Origin of the sequence: Tichowtungia aerotolerans (genome assembly GCF_009905215.1) — a bacterium.
In the GTDB taxonomy this organism is placed as follows: domain Bacteria; phylum Verrucomicrobiota; class Kiritimatiellia; order Kiritimatiellales; family Tichowtungiaceae; genus Tichowtungia; species Tichowtungia aerotolerans.
In genome coordinates, this window is the sequence record NZ_CP047593.1 from 2,291,399 (window position 1) to 2,309,534 (window position 18,136).

At 53.4% G+C, this 18,136-nt stretch carries 14 protein-coding genes, 1 tRNA gene and 1 pseudogene; 14 read left to right on the forward strand and 2 right to left on the reverse strand.

What is annotated here, in order from left to right; translation table 11 throughout:
- Positions 1 to 152: 152 nt before the first annotated feature.
- A complete protein-coding gene (locus tag GT409_RS09455) occupies positions 153 to 347 on the reverse strand; it encodes a hypothetical protein (protein WP_160628852.1) in 195 nt (64 codons plus the stop codon).
- 222 nt (positions 348 to 569) lie between these two features.
- Between GT409_RS09455 and GT409_RS09460 the strand changes: the two genes are divergently transcribed.
- The 9 genes and pseudogenes from GT409_RS09460 (at position 570) to recJ (ending at position 10,803) form a co-directional block, all read left to right on the forward strand.
- Positions 570 to 1,874 carry a homoserine dehydrogenase gene (locus tag GT409_RS09460; RefSeq protein ID WP_160628853.1) on the forward strand — a complete coding sequence of 435 codons (1,305 nt, stop codon included), beginning with the start codon at positions 570 to 572 and terminating at the stop codon, positions 1,872 to 1,874.
- On the forward strand, positions 1,871 to 3,220 hold the full coding sequence (locus GT409_RS09465; protein WP_160628854.1) for an aspartate kinase: 1,350 nt from the start codon (positions 1,871 to 1,873) through the stop codon (positions 3,218 to 3,220). The genes GT409_RS09460 and GT409_RS09465 overlap by 4 nt, the downstream gene beginning before the upstream one ends.
- A 232-nt stretch (positions 3,221 to 3,452) precedes the next feature.
- The gene (locus GT409_RS09470) at positions 3,453 to 4,283 is read left to right on the forward strand and encodes an ABC transporter ATP-binding protein (RefSeq protein ID WP_160630089.1); all 831 of its coding nucleotides are present in this window, start codon (positions 3,453 to 3,455) and stop codon (positions 4,281 to 4,283) included.
- Positions 4,276 to 4,668, forward strand: a complete 393-nt coding sequence (locus tag GT409_RS09475) for a GxxExxY protein (RefSeq protein ID WP_160628855.1) — start codon at positions 4,276 to 4,278, stop codon at positions 4,666 to 4,668. The genes GT409_RS09470 and GT409_RS09475 overlap by 8 nt, the downstream gene beginning before the upstream one ends.
- Before the next feature lie 19 nt (positions 4,669 to 4,687).
- Positions 4,688 to 5,434, forward strand: a pseudogene (locus tag GT409_RS09480) (ATP-binding cassette domain-containing protein); the annotation flags it as partial.
- A gap of 40 nt (positions 5,435 to 5,474) precedes the next feature.
- On the forward strand, positions 5,475 to 6,164 hold the full coding sequence (locus GT409_RS09485; RefSeq protein WP_160628857.1) for a DUF975 family protein: 690 nt from the start codon (positions 5,475 to 5,477) through the stop codon (positions 6,162 to 6,164).
- 86 nt (positions 6,165 to 6,250) lie between these two features.
- Positions 6,251 to 6,598, forward strand: coding sequence for a preprotein translocase subunit YajC (yajC, locus tag GT409_RS09490; protein WP_233231515.1), 348 nt, complete (start codon positions 6,251 to 6,253; stop codon positions 6,596 to 6,598).
- 21 nt (positions 6,599 to 6,619) lie between these two features.
- On the forward strand, positions 6,620 to 9,091 hold the full coding sequence (secD, locus tag GT409_RS09495) for a protein translocase subunit SecD (protein WP_160628858.1): 2,472 nt from the start codon (positions 6,620 to 6,622) through the stop codon (positions 9,089 to 9,091).
- Entirely contained in the window at positions 9,091 to 10,803 is a 1,713-nt protein-coding gene (recJ, locus tag GT409_RS09500) for a single-stranded-DNA-specific exonuclease RecJ (protein WP_160628859.1), read from the forward strand. Before secD ends, recJ begins: the two co-directional genes overlap by 1 nt.
- Here the strand turns inward: recJ and GT409_RS09505 are convergent.
- Positions 10,794 to 11,297 carry a DUF456 domain-containing protein gene (locus GT409_RS09505; protein WP_160628860.1) on the reverse strand — a complete coding sequence of 168 codons (504 nt, stop codon included), beginning with the start codon at positions 11,295 to 11,297 and terminating at the stop codon, positions 10,794 to 10,796. The two genes, recJ and GT409_RS09505, sit on opposite strands and share 10 nt — an antisense overlap.
- Positions 11,298 to 11,438: 141 nt before the next feature.
- On the opposite strand from GT409_RS09505, the gene lptD reads away from it, so the two are divergent.
- The 5 genes from lptD (at position 11,439) to cas3 (ending at position 18,135) form a co-directional block, all read left to right on the forward strand.
- Complete coding sequence (gene lptD, locus GT409_RS09510; protein WP_160628861.1) at positions 11,439 to 14,567, forward strand: LPS assembly protein LptD; 3,129 nt, start codon at positions 11,439 to 11,441, stop codon at positions 14,565 to 14,567.
- Between the two features lie 149 nt (positions 14,568 to 14,716).
- Positions 14,717 to 14,791 (forward strand) — tRNA-Asn (locus GT409_RS09515).
- A 157-nt stretch (positions 14,792 to 14,948) separates the two neighbouring features.
- Entirely contained in the window at positions 14,949 to 15,101 is a 153-nt protein-coding gene (locus GT409_RS09520; RefSeq protein WP_160628862.1) for a small basic protein, read from the forward strand.
- A gap of 48 nt (positions 15,102 to 15,149) precedes the next feature.
- Entirely contained in the window at positions 15,150 to 15,872 is a 723-nt protein-coding gene (locus GT409_RS09525; RefSeq protein ID WP_160628863.1) for a pseudouridine synthase, read from the forward strand.
- Positions 15,873 to 15,954: 82 nt separating this feature from the next.
- Positions 15,955 to 18,135, forward strand: a complete 2,181-nt coding sequence (gene cas3, locus GT409_RS09530; RefSeq protein ID WP_160628864.1) for a CRISPR-associated helicase Cas3' — start codon at positions 15,955 to 15,957, stop codon at positions 18,133 to 18,135.
- Position 18,136: the final 1 nt, after the last annotated feature.

Consider the following 18,136-nt stretch of genomic DNA (forward strand, 5'->3'; position numbering starts at 1 on the left):
CTCTTTCAGCCTCATCCTTCAAATCAATAGCCACAAAAAACACGAGAAAACACAGATAAGCCGGATGCGGGATTTTTTTAACCGCGAATCTCGCGAATGGACGCGGATTTCCAATTTGGATCCTGCGGATCCGGGAATCCTGTCCGGAATTTTTAAAATAAGCCGGCCTGGCGCAGGAAGTAGGCGATCAGCAGGAGCATGACGGCGATAACCGCCAGTTTGAGTGTAAGCTTGATCGCTTTGGCAAATAGGATGAATGCGATGATGGCTGCGGCGGATAGGAGGATAATCCATGTCATGCTGTCGATGGACTGAAGCGATTCCGGGATGATTGTACTGAGGATCATAAACTGGCTCTTTTCATTGTGTTTTCCATTCGTATTATGACGGGCTGGACCGTTTTTTGGTAGCGATTCTTCCGGGAGAATTGTTGTCGGAAACCAAATTTGACGGTATGGCGGGGTGGAAAAGGTCGTTTTGTGGCGCAGACTGCTGGAAAATGCGGCTTTCGCCTTGTGTCCGTTGGGCGTTCGGGTAAAGTTTGCGCTCCGTAAAACAGGGAATTTGCTATGAAAGAAGTAAAAATCGGTATTTTGGGGTTCGGCACGGTCGGCGCGGGCGTGGTCGAAGGGATTTTGAAAAATGGCGATCTGATGGCTGAGCGAACCGGCATTCGTCCGGTGGTGGCAAAGATTGCGGATCTGGATGTTGAAACGGATCGTGGTGTTGCTGTGGCGGATGGGGTGCTGACCACAGATGCAGTTGCTGTGATTGATGACCCGAATATCGATGTGATTGTGGAGCTGATCGGCGGCGTGACCATCGCGAAGAATTTTGTGCTGCGTGCGCTGAAGAACGGCAAGCAGGTGGTGACGGCGAATAAGGCGCTGCTGGCTGACTTCGGCGAAGAGATCTATCGAACCGCGCAGGAAAACGGTGCAGGTATTTATTACGAGGCGGCTGTCGGCGGCGGGATTCCGGTTCTGCGTTCACAGCGTGCCGGCCTGATCGGCAACCGGATCGAAAGCATTTACGGGATTCTGAACGGAACCTGCAATTACATCCTGACCCGCATGGAGCGTGAAGGCCTTCCTTTTGATGAAATTCTGGCCGATGCCCAGGCGCTCGGTTATGCCGAAACTCCGCCGGATCTCGATATCGACGGAGTTGACACGGCGCACAAAGCGGTGGTGCTCGCTTCGATGGCCTATGGAGCACCGGTTCCGATGGATGCCTGTCCGACGGCCGGAATCCGTGGTTTGTCCAGTCAGGAGATCGATAATGCTGAAGAGCTGGGGTATCGCATCAAGCTGCTGGCCATTATTAAGGACAATGACGGCGAAGTGGAACTGTCTGTGGAACCGACACTGGTTCCGGAAGGTCACATGATTGCTTCGGTCAGCGATTCGTTCAATGCTGTGTTTGTGAAGGGCGACATTGTTGATGATACCATGTATTACGGCCGCGGTGCGGGGCGTCTGCCGACCGGCAGCGCGGTCATCGGCGATATCATGGAAGCCGCAGCGGACCGGTTGAATGAAGCCGGGGTGCCCGTCAGCGTGACCATGATGCTCCAGAAAGAAACGCTCGCGTACTGTCCCGCAGAAAAAATTGAGAAACGCTGCTACATTCGTCTCAGTTTGCTGGATCAGCCCGGCTCAATGGGAAAAGTGATGGAGAGTCTGGGGCGCTATAACATCAGTATTGCCTCGGTTGTTCAGAAGGAACGTCATACAGGCGGATATGTGCCGGTCGTTATTTTGACGCACAAGGCCAAAGAAGTTGAGTTTGCGTCTGCCATTCAGGAAATTAACAGCCTCAGCGTCTCAGAAGCCGAGCCTGTACGTATGCGCATTGAGGATTTTGAATCATGAAAATTGTAAAGTTCGGCGGGTCTTCCGTCGCCAACGCGGCGCAGATTTCTAAAATCATTGATATTGTAACGGGCGATGTTGATCGACGGATTGTGGTGGTGTCTGCGCCGGGAAAACGGAACAGCAGTGACATTAAAGTGACGGATTTGCTGATTGCGTTGGCAAATACGGTGTTGGCCGGCAACGATTATGAGGCCGAGCTGAGCACGGTTGTCGGGCGCTATGCCGAAATCCAGCGGGATCTTAATCTGTCTGAGGATGTGGTGGATGTGATTGAAGCCGACCTCCGCGGCCGCATTGAGAATCGCGGTTCCAGTGATGCGCAGTTCATGGATTCCATGAAAGCCTCCGGTGAGGACAATAACGCCAAAGTGATTGCGGAAGCTTTCACCAAAGCGGGCTTTCCGGCCGAATATGTGAATCCCGGTCCGGCCGGCATGCTGCTTTCCGATGAGTTCGGCAATGCAGAAGTGCTGCCGGAATCCTTCGAAAAACTGGCGACACTCAAACAATCTGACAAAATCCAGATTTTCCCCGGATTTTTCGGCGAAACCAAAAACGGCGAAGTCGCTACATTTCCTCGGGGCGGCTCTGATATTACCGGTGCGATTCTCGCTGCAGCTGTTAATGCTGACGTATATGAAAACTTTACGGATGTCGATTCCGTCTGTGCGATGGACCCGCGTGTGATTGATAACCCGCCGGCCATTGACTGCATGACCTACCGCGAAATGCGCGAGCTTTCTTATGCCGGGTTTGGCGTTTTTCATGACGAAGCCATTGTTCCGGCAGTTCGTGCACAGATTCCGATCTGTATTAAAAACACGAATAATCCGTCGGCACCCGGCACTATGGTCGTCCCGCAACGCTCCCCGGATGAACGGACTGTTGTCGGTATTTCGAGCGCGCCGGGCTTCTGCTCCATTTACATCGACAAATATATGATGAACCGCGAAGTCGGTTTTGGCCGCCGCCTGCTCTCCATTCTGGAAGAAGAAGGTGTTTCTTTTGAGCATACACCGTCCGGGATCGATAATATTTCGGTCATTATGGCGTCAGCCAACCTCAGCAAAAAAGAAGAGACGGTCGTGAACCGGATCAAGTCTGAGTTGAAACCGGACGCAGTAACCGTCGAGCATGGACTCTCACTGGTCATGGTCGTCGGAGAGGGCATGCAGTATACGCCGGGTCTGGCAGCCAAAGCCACGGGTGCGTTTTCCAGCGCGGGCGTCAACCTCGAAATGATCAATCAGGGTGCTTCTGAAATCAGCATGATGTTTGCTGTAAAAGACGCTGACCGCGAAAAAGCGTTGCGTGCTCTCGGCTCAGAATTTTTTGGGGTCTGATCGCCACCTGATCGCTTTTTATTGTTTCCGTTCAACAGAAGCTGAGACGGGCGTGTCCTATACATTTAAATGTATGGGATAAGTTCACATGTAAGCAGTTAAAAGAAATATGCTTATATAAATTCATTAACGATGCCGTTCGAGTCTCTAGGGGAAATCTGGAGAGCGGTGCTTCCGATGTGGAAACAATATAGACAATGCGGTGCGGGCAGGGCATATTGGACCGAGTTTAATGGAAACGAAGCAGAACAGTGCGTTGTTAAGTGTTGAGGATCTGGAGGTTCATTTCGGACCGGTTGATGATCCGGTCCGGGCGGTTGATCGTGTGGATTTTAATATTTTTCCGGGCGAGATTGTTGCGCTGGTCGGCGAGAGCGGCAGCGGCAAAAGCATCAGTGCGCTGTCGATTGCCAAGCTGATTCCTCAACCCGCCGGGCGGATTGTCGGCGGAAAAGTGGTTTTCCAAGCATTGGAAACGTTGGGGCTGAAAGATTCTGAACTTCGGAAAGTTCGTGGTGATAAAATTTCCTATATCTTTCAGGAACCGGCGACGTCGCTCAATCCGGTGTTTACAGTGGGCTGGCAGATTGGTGAGGCGATTCGTTTGCACCGTAACGATGTACAGGTGAAGCCGGAGGTGGAAAAACTGCTGGCTGCGGTTGGGCTTCCCGATCCGAAGCGCACGGCGAAATCTTATCCGCATGAGCTGTCCGGCGGCATGCAGCAGCGTGCCATGATTGCAATGGCTCTGGCGTGTGACCCGGACCTGCTGGTCGCCGATGAGCCGACGACTGCGCTGGATGTGACGGTGCAGAAACAGATTCTCGAGCTGCTGATTGATCTGCGCGAGAAACGAGGGCTTTCGATTTTGCTGATTACTCACAACCTCGGAATTGTCGCGAATGTGGCGGATCGGGTGTATGTGATGAAATCCGGAAAGATCGTTGAGTTTGGCGAAACGAAGACGGTTCTGAAAACTCCGCAGCACGATTACACAAAAAAACTGCTGAAGGCCGTTCCCCGGCTGCATTCAGTTAACCGCCAAGACGCCAGGAATGTATAGAGAACCATCCAGAAAAGTCGATGAGATGGCAGCATTGGTAATCGATGCGGCGTTGGAGGTACATAAGGTTTTGGGGCCGGGATTTTTGGAGTCAGTTTATGAAGACGCGCTGTGTCTGGAATTGTCTTTAAGGAATATTTTTTTCGAGCGGCAAAAGGCTGTGCATGTTTTGTACAAGGGCAGTGCTGTGGGCGAGGGGCGGATTGACATTCTGGTTGGTGGAGAGCTGATTGTTGAACTCAAGGCTGTAGAAGAGTTGGCTCCGATTCATACAGCCCAGGTTCTTTCATATTTGAAAGCAACAGGTTTTTCTTTAGGCTTACTGGTCAATTTTAATGTCCCATTGCTGAAGAATGATATAAAGCGGGTGGTTTTATCCTCTTAATCTTGGCGTCTTGACGGTTATGAATGAGCTTTTAGAAGTTGAAAATGTAAGCGTGCGTTATGGCGCGCTGGAGGCGGTACGCAATGTGAGTTTGTCGCTGGCGGCCGGTGAAACGCTTGGGCTGGTGGGTGAGAGCGGGTGCGGCAAAAGTTCACTGGGTCGTGCCGTGCTGGCATTGGAGCCGGCTGCATCGGGCCGGGTTCTTTTTGAGGGCAGCTGTGTGCACGAGTTGAGGGGGGCTTCTTTGAAACAGTTTCGCTGCGAAGCGCAGATGGTTTTCCAGGATCCGTTCGGGTCGCTGAATCCGCGCATGAGTGTGGGCGCGGCGATTGAAGAGGTGCTTTATGTGCATGGCCTCGGCAAAACGAAGGCTGTACGGCGCGAGCGGGCTGCCGAATTGTTCGAAAATGTGGGGCTGAATCCCGACTGGTTGCGACGCTATCCGCACGAATTCAGCGGCGGACAGCGCCAGCGGATCGGGATTGCGCGTGCGCTGGCTGTGGAGCCGAAACTGCTGGTGGCCGATGAACCGGTATCCGCGCTTGATGTGTCGGTGCAGGCCGATATTGTTCGTCTTTTGAAAAAACTGCAGCACGAACGCGGGCTGGCGTATTTGTTTGTTGGGCATGATCTGGCGGTGGTCCGCGATATGAGCGATCGCATTGCGGTGATGTTTAACGGCGAAATTGTTGAAACCGGCAGTGCGGATCAGGTTTGCGACGGCCCGCAGCATCCATATACTCAGAAGCTGCTGTCTGCCGTGCCGGATATCGATACGGCTTTGGCTTTATAAAAAGGAGAATTCCATGAAGAGTATAACACCGATTCGTGAACTGACTGCAACAGCACGCGCCGGACTTTCCGGCTGCTGGGGAAGGTCCATAGGTGTGATGCTTGTCTATTTTCTGCTGCTTTCCGGATCCAGTCAGGTTCCGTTTGCCGGCGGAGTTCTTCAACTGATTTTTACAGCTCCGCTGGTGGTCGGTCTGAACCTTTACTTCCTGCAGACGATCCGGAAGGGAAGTAATCCGTTTGCTCTGCTGTTCGGAGGCTTTGACCGGTTTGGAACCGCATGGTGCGCTCACATGCTGGTCGTACTGATCATTTTTGCCTGGATGATTCCGTTTGTTGTTGTCGGGGGAGCGGCGGCTTTTTTTGTGCATCCTGATCCGGCGGTTTTCCCCGGGTATACGATGACTGCGCTGTATGTGCTGATCGGTCTGCTTGCAGCCGTTGTCCTGATCCCGGTTCAGATGCGCTATGCCCTGGTTCTTTATGTTGTTGCGGATGATTCCTCTGCGCGCGCGGTGCAGTCGATTCAGCGCAGTGCCGCGCTGATGAAAGGCAACTACTGGCGACTCGCGCTGCTTTGGCTGAGATTTGTCGGCTGGCAGGTGCTTGCTGTGCTGACCCTCGGAATCGGGTTTTTATGGGTGGTGCCTTATATGTCGGCGGCTACAGCCGCATTTTATGATGACCTCACGCGGAACGGCTGAACAGCCTGTTTCGAGCTTGCCAAGGGCAGAGGCGGACTTTAGCATGTTCGCCTTTGTAATTTTCAGAACCCACAGGAGAAACGCGCATGTTTTTACAGATTCTTGCAATGGCTGCAGCACCGGCTGCTGAGGGCGGAGAAGCCGCCGGTGGAGGACTCCTCCAGTTTATGCCGCTCGTCTTTATGGTAGCAATTTTCTACTTCATCATGATCCGTCCGCAGCAGCGACGCGAAAAAGAACGCAAGGCCATGATTGCCGCTGTGAAAAGCGGTGAACGTGTACTTCTTTCCAGCGGAATCATCGGCGAAGTCTGCACAGTTAAAGAAAAGACGCTGATTGTGCGTATTGCAGAAAACACGAAGGTCGAAGTCTTGAAGTCTGCTGTATCGCAGATTATCGAAAAGGGCGAAACTCCGAACGACGTCAAAGCTTAATTGGGTGGGAAAAGGCAACATATGAAAAATACATTGTGGAAATGGCTCCTGCTGGCGGGTGTAACGGCTTGGTCGCTGGCGCTGGTTCATCCGTTCAAAGATAAAGTCAAACTCGGTCTCGACCTGCAGGGTGGTGCCAGTTTTACAGTTCAGGTGGATCGCAGTAAAGTTGAAGAGCTGATTAAGGACGAAAATCCGGAAATCGGCGGCTCAAAACTGTCCGCGAAGGTCGATAAAGATGTTCAGACCGCCAAAGATGTTGCGTTGGAAGTGATCCGCAATCGTGTGGACGGCCTCGGGATTGCCGAGCCGGAAATTTATCCGCAGACCGACACCGACAACATTATTGTGCGTCTGCCGGGAATCGACTCCGAAAATATCCAGGAAGCCACGGACCTGATTCAGCGTGCCGCGTTCCTCGAATTCCGTTTGGTGCACATGGACAGCGACAAATGGGTGAGCGAACTGTTTGCAGAGCGTCTTGCCCCTCCCGGTTATAAAATTCCGGATGCTGCCGGCGGCAACTACTACATTCTCGACCGCAGTGCCGGCAAAGATATTGACACCAAGGACTTCGGGAGTTTCGGTTTCCGCGGTAAAGCGGAGTTCATGCTGATGAAAGACAGCCTGCGCGACGGTTCCACCATCTATCGTCCGCTGTATGTCGAAATCCGCAACCAGCTGCCGGGCACCTCGCTCAAAGATGCTTCCGCGCAGTACGACATGAACAACCAGCCGTACATCTCGCTTTCCTTTGACAGCAAAGGTGCGGATCGTTTTGCTCAGATAACGGCATCCTATTCTCCGAACGGCGAAAACAATCAGAACAACAATGAAGGTCGCCGCCTGGCGGTCGTCATGGACGGCACTCTGTATTCCGCTCCGAGCATCCGGGAACCGATCTACGGCGGAAGCGCCCAGATCACCGGGCAGTTCTCTGTGGAAGAAGCGATGAAGCTGGCCAATGCGCTGCGCGCCGGGTCTCTGAAAGCGCCGCTGAATATCATTCAGAAAAGCGAAGTGGACCCATCCCTTGGAAGCGACTCCATTCAGAGCGGTATTCGCGCCGTTATTTTCGGCGGCATTCTCGTACTCGTTTTTATGGCGCTCTACTACAGATTTGCCGGAGTTATCGCCGACCTTTCCCTGTTGCTCGTCATGATCCTGCTTCCGTTCGGAATGTGGTTTGCTTCAGGAATTTTCGGGTTGTTCACTTCTGAATCCGGAGCGCAGGCCGGCCTGCCGGTGCTGACACTGCCCGGAATCGCCGGTATTGTGCTGACCATCGGTATGGCCGTGGACGCCAATGTGCTGATTTTCGAACGTATCCGTGAGGAGCTTCGTTCAGGCAAAAGCGTGCTCGGTGCCATCACTTCCGGTTACAGCAAAGCGTTCAGCACCATCTTTGATGCCAACGTAACCACATTGCTGACCGCCGCGATTCTTTTCTGGCAGGGTTCGGGAGCCATTCGCGGTTTTGCCGTGACCCTGAGCGCCGGTATTCTCGTCAGTATGCTGATGGTGCTGGTCTTCACCCGCATGTTCCTTGAAACGATTGCGGATAAAGCGAAGCTCAAAACCATGAAGATGCTCACGATTATCAAATCCGGTACCAACATCGACTTTGTAGGGAAACGGATTCCCGCGATTATCTTCTCGCTCATTCTGATTGTAGGAACGTGGGGAGTGTTCGTCATGAAGGGACAGGACAACTTCGGGATCGATTTCACCGGCGGTACGTCTTACCTCTTCCGGTTCGAACAGCAGCCTTCCGTTGAACAGGTGCGCGAAGTCCTCGGCAACGCCGGCATCGCGGACGCTACAATTCAGTATCAGCGCGGTTTTGGTGAGGCCGGCAAAACGGCGGAAGCCCTTGAAATCAAAATCGGCTTTGAAGAAGGTGACGCCGCGTTGACGGCCATGCAGACCGCCTTCTCCGGTAACGGTATAATCGAAGCCGGCGAAGAGAAAATCGGCGCTCAGATTGGGGCCGAGCTCAAGAAAAAGGGAATTACTGCGATCCTTGTGGCCATGGTCGGAATCATTATTTACATCTCTATCCGCTTTGAGTTTTCCTTCGCGGTAGGGGCCATCATTGCGTTGCTGCATGACGTGCTCATTACGGTCGGAATCTACTGTCTGTGCGGTCGCCAGCTCAGTCTGACGATTATTGCCGCATTGCTGACCATTGTCGGATACTCGGTCAACGACACCATTGTGGTGTTCGACCGCATTCGTGAGGACATCAAGCTGATGAAGGGCAAAGCCTCCTACAGCGAGATCGCCAACCTGTCCATCAACCAGACGCTGTCCCGTACACTGCTGACGTCACTCACCACGCTGCTCACGGTCGTGATGCTGGTGGTTGTCGGCGGCGGAGCCATCAACGACTTCGCCTGGGCCCTGCTGATCGGTGTGGTCGTCGGTACCTATTCCTCCATCTTCATCGCCACGCCGGTTGTACTGCTGTGGCACAAGGAGAAAAAGGTTTAATGTCCAGAGTCTGGAAGTTTAAGCCATGTGAAGAGGCGCTCGTTGAGCGCCTTTTCCAATGTTTGGAAAATGTTCCAAAACCGCTGGCTGCACTGCTGGTTCAGCGCGGGTGCACGACGGCTGAAGACGCGTATGATTTTATGAATCCGGCGCTGTCGACGCTGCGCGATCCGTTTGAGCTTCCGGACATGACCCCGGCGGTCGAACGCGTCCGCCGCGCGCTGGCCGACGGAGAAAAAATCACGGTTTTTGGTGACTATGATGCGGACGGGGTTTGCTCGACCGCGCTGATGGTCCGTGTTCTGCGCGGACTTGGCGGCAATGTGTCCGCCTACATTCCCGGACGGCTGGAAAACGGCTACGGCCTTTCGCCCGATGCGCTCCAAACCTGCGTTGAACTGCACGGTCCGTCGCTGATTGTGACTGTCGACTGCGGAACCGGCGCGGTTGCCGCCGTTGAGGCGGCCCGGGAACGCGGTGTCGATATTGTGGTGACGGATCACCACGAGCCGGGTGAGAAAATCGCCAGTGCTGTTGCTGTTGTGAACCCCAAGCGGGTTGAAAATCATCCGGCCTCCATTCTGGCCGGAGTCGGCGTTGCCTTTAAAGTATGCCATGCGCTCATTAAAGCCGGACGCGATGATACCTGTGCGGCTTCGACCCTGTTCGATCTTAAAAGTGTGCTCGATTTTGTTGCGGTGGCCACGGTCACCGATATGGTGCCGCTGCTCGGCGAAAACCGCGCTCTCGTGCGCGCCGGTTTCCAAACGTTGGAAAATTCGGCGTGGCCGGGCTGGGGCGCGCTGAAGCGGGTGTCCGGTCTGAGAGGTCCGCTTGAAACGTGGCACGCCGGTTTCACATTCGGTCCGCGCATCAACGCCGCCGGCCGTGTCGGCCGTGCCGATGCTGCGCTCGACCTGTTTTTGACCGATCTGCCGGAAAAGGCGGATGAGCTGGCCGCACTGCTCGACGAATCCAACCGTGAACGGCAGGCCATCGAGCGCGATATTGTGAAAGAGGCCGTCGATGAAATCGACAGTTGGTTTGATGAAACCAGACACTTCGGGCTGGTGGTCGCCCGCGAAGGGTGGCATGCCGGCGTCATCGGGATTGTCGCTTCACGCCTGATTCAGCGTTACGGCCGGCCGGTGGCTGTGATCGGCATCGACGGAGACCGCGGCCGCGGTTCCTGCCGCAGCATCGAAGCGTTCAGTGTTCTCGATGGACTCCATGCCTGCGCGGATCTGCTGGTCCGCCACGGAGGGCATGAGATGGCCGCCGGGCTGGAGGTGAAGACGGAAAACCTCGACGCATTTCGCAAGTGCTTTAATGACTATGCATATAAACGGCTTAAAGATGTCGATTTAAGTCCTGTTTTGGAGATCGATCGCATGGTCGATCTGTCAGAAATAGACTCTTTGCTGATGAGCGGGCTGCGGCGCACCGGTCCGTTTGGGCAGGATAATCCGGAGCCGATCTGGGCCGTGATGAATGTGAATGTGGCGGACAGCCGGATTCTCAAGGAAAAACATTTGAAGCTTACATTCACCGATGGCCGGAACCGGGTCGATGCCATTGGCTTTAACATGGCCGAAAAGCTTCCCGATGGTCCGGTGGATATTGCCTTTTCTCTCCATGAAAACACGTGGAACGGCCGCACATCCCTGCAGCTGAATCTAAAAGATATTCGTCCGACGCAGGCTCAGGCCTGAATCAGGCCGATCAGCAGCCATGCGCTCATGGCAAGGGTGAGGGCGGTTTTCAGGAACAGGATGAGCAGTCGGGCGACGAGTGCGCCGGAGGCGATTTTGGCTGCATGACCGTGATGTTTGAGTCGTTTCCATTCCACAAGAAACGCCAGAGCGAATGAACCGACCAGCATCCCGAGAAACGTTCCAAGGATTGGAAAAAGCATGGAGCCGAAAAAGGCCCCGAGCAGTCCGCCGGCGATGGCCGCCAGTCCGGCTGTTTTGGAACCTCCTCGTTTCTGGACGCCGAACCATCCGGCAAGCGCTTCCAGGACTTCCGCGCCGATGCAGAGCACGGCGAATACGATCAGCGTTCCCGGGGTTGGAAAACCGGCGGCGAAGAAGGTGATGATTGCGGCGGCCAGAACAATCCATGTGCCCGAGAAGGCGAATGCTGAGAACAGCACGCCGATTCCGCAGAGCAGGGCGGTCAGGGTGATGAGCAGAAAATCAATCATAGAAGTCACAATAACCCATTTTATGCCGGGCGGAAGTAAATATCTTTAGCGAGCGGGCACTGATCCTGTGAGACTCTGATCTGTGAAGACGAATGCTTCGAACTTGCCAAGCATTGGCCGCTTCCGTAGTCTCTGCCGGATATGAAAATCAAACAATTTGTCTTTTTTCTGACAGTTTCGGTTCTTTTTGCGCTGACGGCTTCTTCGAAGGAGCTGGCTTATAAGGAAAGCACGAGCGGCAACTATTTTTATCTGAATCCATTTGCTCACAAACCGGTGTCTCCGGCTGATCACTGGGATTATGCGGTTGCGCTGCGCGAAAAAGGCAAACTCTCGGCGGCTCGCAAGCAGTTTGAGGTGCTGGTGAAGCGCTGGCCGGAGAGCGCTCAGGCTGCCGGAGCCAAACAGGCGGTGGGCGATATTTACTTTGAGCAGGGTAAGGATAAGAAATCATTCGAGACCTATGAAGAACTGATTAAGACCTATTACACCGGCCTGAAAAATTATGATGGGGTGCTGGAAAACCAGTATGCAATTGCTCAACGCGAGATGGAGCGCAAGCGGATGCGCTGGCTGTTCGGCGGTTACCGGGCGCCGGAACGCGCGATCCCGTATTTAGAGTCCATCCTTAAAAACGCGCCGCAGTGGGACCGGGCGCCGGAAATCCAGTCTGAGATCGGGCAGGCGTACCAGCAGGACGGCAACTACGATATGGCGGTGATCGCCTATTCAACCGTTGAATATCGCTATCCTGACAGCTCATTTGCAGAACAGGCTTCGTTCGCAAAGGTTCAGTGCCTGCAGGAAATGGTGAAGAAAACTCCATACAGTGTGGATATTCGGGAGCAGGCTCAGCTGGCTTCGGCCATTTTCATGGAAACCTATAAGGATTCGGAGCATCGGGCTGAGATTGAACAGTTTGCGGACGAGCTGGCGGATCAGGCCGCTGCACACGATTTTGAAATCGGCCGGTTCTATGAACGTATACCGAAACCGCCCCGCAATGATTCTGCAAAAATTTATTATGAATCAGTGATCGAAGAACATCCGGAAACAAGTCGTGCTGCGGCCGCCTCCCAGAGACTTCGTGTGATGTTCCCGGTTGCCCCGTCTGTCGGCGGTGAGGCCGTTGCCGACGGCGAGGTTGCCGTTGAACCGGTTCCGGTGCCTGAAACCGTTCCGGAGATTATGGCTTCTATTTCATCAGATACAGTGACGACAACCCCTTCGGTGTCCACCGGGGGGGGCTCCGCGCGCAAACCGCTTCCCGAGGTTGGCAGTCCGGATGCTGTTGAAGTGACTGCGGATCGGCTGGAGTATGAAAGCGGGCAGCTGATCGGGAAAGGCAATGTGGCCGTTCAGCAGGAAGGTGCCAGCCTGCAGGCCGATTATGTGAGCGTCAACCAGGAAACCGGTGATATCACCGCGATGGGTAATATTGTGATGCTGTACGACGGTAACCGCTGGGAAGGCGAAAAACTGCTGTACAACTTCAAAACCCGTGAAGGAAACTTTGGGCCGTCGAGCATGTACTTTGAGCCGGCGTATATTACCGCAGAAAAGACCGAACAGGTTTCTTCAAACGAGTATCGAATGGTTAATGCCCGGATTACCACCTGCTCCGGCAGCGATCCGATTGTTTATGCCAAAGCCGGCGAAGTGCGCCTGATTGATGAGGATAAGCCGGGGGGACGGTTTATTAAGGCAAAGCATGTCACATTTTATGTCGGTGATATTCCCGTCTTTTACACACCGTATTGGCAGCGCCACCTCGGCTATCGTGTTTTCAGCTTCTCCGTCGGTTACAGCGGCCGCCTTGGAGCATTTGTGATGGGCCGTGCGGTCCTGCGCCCGACCGACTGGCTGACGACCACCTCGCATCTGGACCTCTATTCCGATCGTGGTGTCGGGTTGGGACAGGATTTCCGGTGGAGCACGCCCAGAGGACAAGGTGGTATCAAAACCTATTACATCAGCGACAATGATCCTCTCGAGAATGATGACCTGACGGCGGCCGAGCAGGCATTGATCGACTCGCAGCGTTATCGTGTGCATCTCGATCACCAAGAGCAGATCAGTGACGAAACCTATTTCCGCACGGAAGTGAACTGGCTGAGCGACCCGACGGTTCTCGAAGATTTCTTTAACGATGAGTTCCGCCAGAATGTAAATCCGGAGAACTATGCGGTGCTTCAGCATTCGGCGGACAGCTATGCCGCCGGCGTTCGTGTGGACCGCAGTGCGAACGATTTTTATACAACGGTTGAGCGCATGCCGGAAGCCAGTTTCGACTGGTATCGTGCCCCGCTGGGCGATCTGGCTTATTTCCAGAATGAAACCCGTGCGGGCTTCTACGAAATGCAGCACGCCGAGACAAATATTCTTCCGAGCGTGGCCGCTCCCGACTACCGCAGCGCCCGGTTCGATACATACAATCAGGTCTTCCTGCCGTTGCGCATCAAGGAGTTCTTTAATGTCATTCCGCGTGCAGCGTATCGTGGAACCTGGTACGGCGACACACCGGCCGGTTCTGCCGAATACCGCAATATCGTGGAGTTGGGAACGTTATCATCCTTCAAGGCCCATAAAAAGCTGACCGACCAAAGCGGTTTCTACGGAACCGGCCTGCGGCACGTCGTGGAGCCCTATGCGGATTACCTCTACCGTTATTCGGACATTGAAACCAATCTGCTGTATCAGTTCGACAACATTGATGAACTGGACGATCGCAACGAAGTCCGCTTTGGGATGCGCAACTTCCTTCAGACCAAGCGAGGCGCCAGACGAGTGGTCAACTTCCTCGATACCGACCTCTACACATCCTATCGTCTTGACCGCAATACCGGTGAAAAAGATTTCGGACCGCTGGTTGCCAATCTGGATATGAGCCTGACCGACGACTTCCGGATTCAGTCTGATCTGGAATATGACATGCATGCCGGGCAATTTGACGAATATAACGCCCGGGCTCATTACCTGGCCACCGACTCCAGCCAGTATTCACTCGAATACCGGTATCTGGCTGATACCCGTTCTCTGGTTGCTGCATCCACCGAGCTGTTTCCCAATAATGACTGGTCCTATCAGTTTCTCGTTCGCTACGACGCAACATTGAATGAATGGCGGGAACGGCGCTTCCTCGTTAATCATCGTTTTGACTGTATCGGCCTCGGCCTCGGCCTGAAAGTGGACGAGGACGATGAACCGTCCCTGTGGCTGCATCTCTGGCTCAACGCTTTCGGAAGCGACAGCGATTCCGGTCGTTTATAGGAGGTTCCACGGGTCGGAAAAACCGGCCCAGCGTGTTCCGGATATTGGAAAAACAGGCCGGATTTTTTCCAAAGTCCGGAAAAGTAAAATTTTTCGCGTGGAGGCCTTGACTTGCCCGCCGATTTCTATACCTTATTCGCCTTCAACGTTCCTGCGTAGCTCAATGGTAGAGTAGGTGACTGTTAATCACTTGGTTACTGGTTCGAGTCCAGTCGCAGGAGCCAATTTTGAAAGACCGGTTTTTTGCCGGTCTTTTTTTTGCCGAAATCCCGGGAGCCGGAAAATTACAGGGGCAACTCGGAGTGATGAATATTTGACAATCGGAGCAAAAAAGGTATTCTTTGCCGCTCATTTCGGAAAACGATTTTTAGGAGAAGCACCATGACAATGCATTCCAGTTTGAAAAACGCCGCTAAAATTGAAATTCAGCGCAACGTGCTGAAACGCTTTGAGCGCGTTGATAAATTGAAAGAAGAGGGCCGCTGGAAAGAAGGCGATCGCGGATTCGGCCTGCCGAAAACCAAACCTGAGTAAGCCATTTTCAGTTTATGGAGAAGCCTCGGTTCGGCCGGGGCTTTTTTTATGATGATTCGACTTCAGAAATATCTGGCAGAATGTGGCGTGGCTTCGCGGCGCGCCTCGGAAAAACTCATTGTCGACGGACAGGTGAGTGTGGACGGATGTGTTGTGACTGAACTCGGCACAAAAGTTGACCCGGCCACTCAGAAGGTGGTTTGCAACGGCAGGCCGGTTTCCCGCGAAGAGAAGGTCTGGGTGATGCTCAATAAGCCGACCGGCGTTATCTGTACCTCAGATGACCCTGAAGGGCGCGAGCGGGTCATCGACCTGGTTCCCGACCTCGCGGGTCGTCTTTACACGGTCGGACGCCTCGATGTGATGAGCGAGGGCCTGATTCTGCTGACCAACGACGGCGAGCTGGCGCACCGCCTGATGCATCCGCGGCATCATGTGGAGAAAAAATACCAGGTCTGGATTGATCGTGAACTTTCGAAGCAGGACATCGCCCGGATGCTCAAAGGCCTCAACTGTCGCGGCGAAATGCTGAAAGTGCTCAGGGTGGAACCGTTGAAGCGGATGATTGCCAGTCAGCCCGGTTATACGCTGACCCTTGGCGAAGGGCGTAACCGACATATTCGCCGGATGATGGAAGCCCTGGACTGCAAGGTGGTTCGCCTGCTGCGGGTTTCGGTCGGTCCGCTGCGCCTCGAAAAACTGCGTTCCGGTGAATATCGCGAACTCGCTCCGTGGGAACTCGAAGACCTGCGTAAGGCGGTCGGTCTTTAAATGTAAATAGCTTTATCGTTTAAGAGTTTTTTTCAGCAAACAATTAGACTTTTGTCTTTCCTGCTTTTAAAGTGTATGGGTTATGCCGCCCCATACTTCTCCAGTGTTTTATGCTCACAGCAATGGTCTCGACCCGGCTCACTGGCAGCCGCTTGAAACGCACCTGAAAAACGTTGCTGAAAAAGCGGCCGATTTCGCTCAACCATTCGGTGGAGAAGAGTGGGGGCGACTGATCGGGATCAATCATGATTTGGGAAAAGGGACGCTGGCTTGGCAGGCATGGTTGCGGCAGGTGAATGGCATTTCCGATGAATTTTCCGGACATTACGCTGGGCACCCAGCGCATGCGGATGCTGGGGCGCAATGGTTGTTCTCTCAATCAAAACAGGCCGGACAACTTTTGGCTTATTGCGTTGCTGGGCATCACGGAGGGTTGCCGAATTGGAATGAGGGTTCTGTTCGTGCAGGTTTGAAAGTTCGTTTGAACCAGTCCATGCCGAATATGAAACTGGCGAAGGTGTCTTCGATTCCTGCTGAACTTCCATTTGTACTGGATCCAGAGCGCTTGGGTTTTCAGCTTCAGTTTTTTGCACGGATGTTATTTTCTTGTCTGGTTGATGCTGATTATTTGGATACGGAAATGTTCATTGATGGTGAAAAGGCCAGGTGGCGTTCCGGATATCCGAAGTTGGATGAGTTATCAAAGTGCTTTTGGATGCGGTTTAATGCGTTGCGAGAAAAGGTAGATATCGCGTCGCCGGTTAACCGGCAAAGAGAACGCGTATTGCGGGATTGCCTGAGCGCGGCGGGAAACGAGCCGGGACTGTTTTCGCTAACGGTACCAACGGGTGGTGGAAAGACACTGGCGTCGCTTGCATTTGCATTGAAGCATGCCAAGAAATACGAGAAGCGGAGGATCATTTATGTGATTCCGTTTACGAGCATCATTGAACAGAATGCCGCAGTTTTTCGTGATATGTTGAGCAAAGATGCCGTACTGGAGCATCATTGCAATTTTATTCCGGACGACTCGGATTGGAAAACCCGTCTTGCATCGGAAAACTGGGATGCTCCGGTTGTTATAACAACAAATGTTCAGTTTTTTAATTCGTTCTATGCCAATAAGCCGTCGAAATGCCGTAAGCTTCACAATGTCTCCGACAGCGTTGTTATCTTTGATGAAGTGCAGGCTGTTCCTGTTGAAAAACTGAAGCCCTGTCTGGAAATAATTAAGGAGTTGTCGTCTGGCTACGGCGTAAGCTCTGTGCTTTGCACGGCCACACAGCCCGCTGTTGAATATTCGGATCAGTTTCAATCCGGCCTTCAAAATGTGAGAGAAATCGTTGGCGATGTCGCCGAACTGTTTTCGTCTTTGAAACGGACGGAAGAATCTTTTGTTGGTGTGCTGGAGGTGGGGGAGCTCGCCGGGCGGTTGTCCAATGAGAATCAGGTGCTGTGCATTGTGAATACCCGGAAGCAGGCGCTGGATGTTTTTAAGGCGTTGCCTGAGTCCGAAGGAAGTATTCACCTGAGCGCGTTAATGCACCCGGACCACCGAACAAAAACGCTGGCGGAGGTTCGACAGCGGCTGGATGACGGATTGCCGTGTCGTGTGGTCAGTACGCAGTTGATCGAGGCTGGGGTAGATGTCGATTTTCCCTGTGTTTATCGCGCAGTGTCCGGAATCGACTCTATTGCTCAGGCGGCGGGGCGCTGCAATCGCAACGGAAAATATCAAACGCCGCGGCCAGTCTGTGTATTCGAGTTCCCAGAAGATGCCTCGTGCGCCTTTTTCCGGCAGGCGGCTCAGTCCGCCGCCAAGTTGTTTGATCGTTATTCCGGCCGGCTCACGGTGCCGGAATGCGTTCGTGAATATTTTTCTGATTATTTTTGGAAGAACGAACAGCGAATGGACGATGGCGAGACCCTGCAGCGATGCCTTCGGGCTCAAACATTGGAGATTTCGTTTCGAGATATCGCGGAATTTCAAATGATCAAAACGGCGACCATTCCAATCATCGTGGCACTGGAGGACGAAGCGCTGGAGCTGGTGCATGCATTGGATTTTGCAGAGCATTCGGGCGGTATCCTTCGGCGTCTGCAGAAATACACGGTGCAGGTCTATAGTTATCAGTTTGATGAAATTTGCGATTGGTTGGAAGAACCCGTGCCCGGCGTGTTTGTTTTAAAATCGGAAGAGCTTTATTCGCATGAAACCGGGCTGCAATGCAACCCGCCGCAGGGACAGGCATTTTTTGGATAAG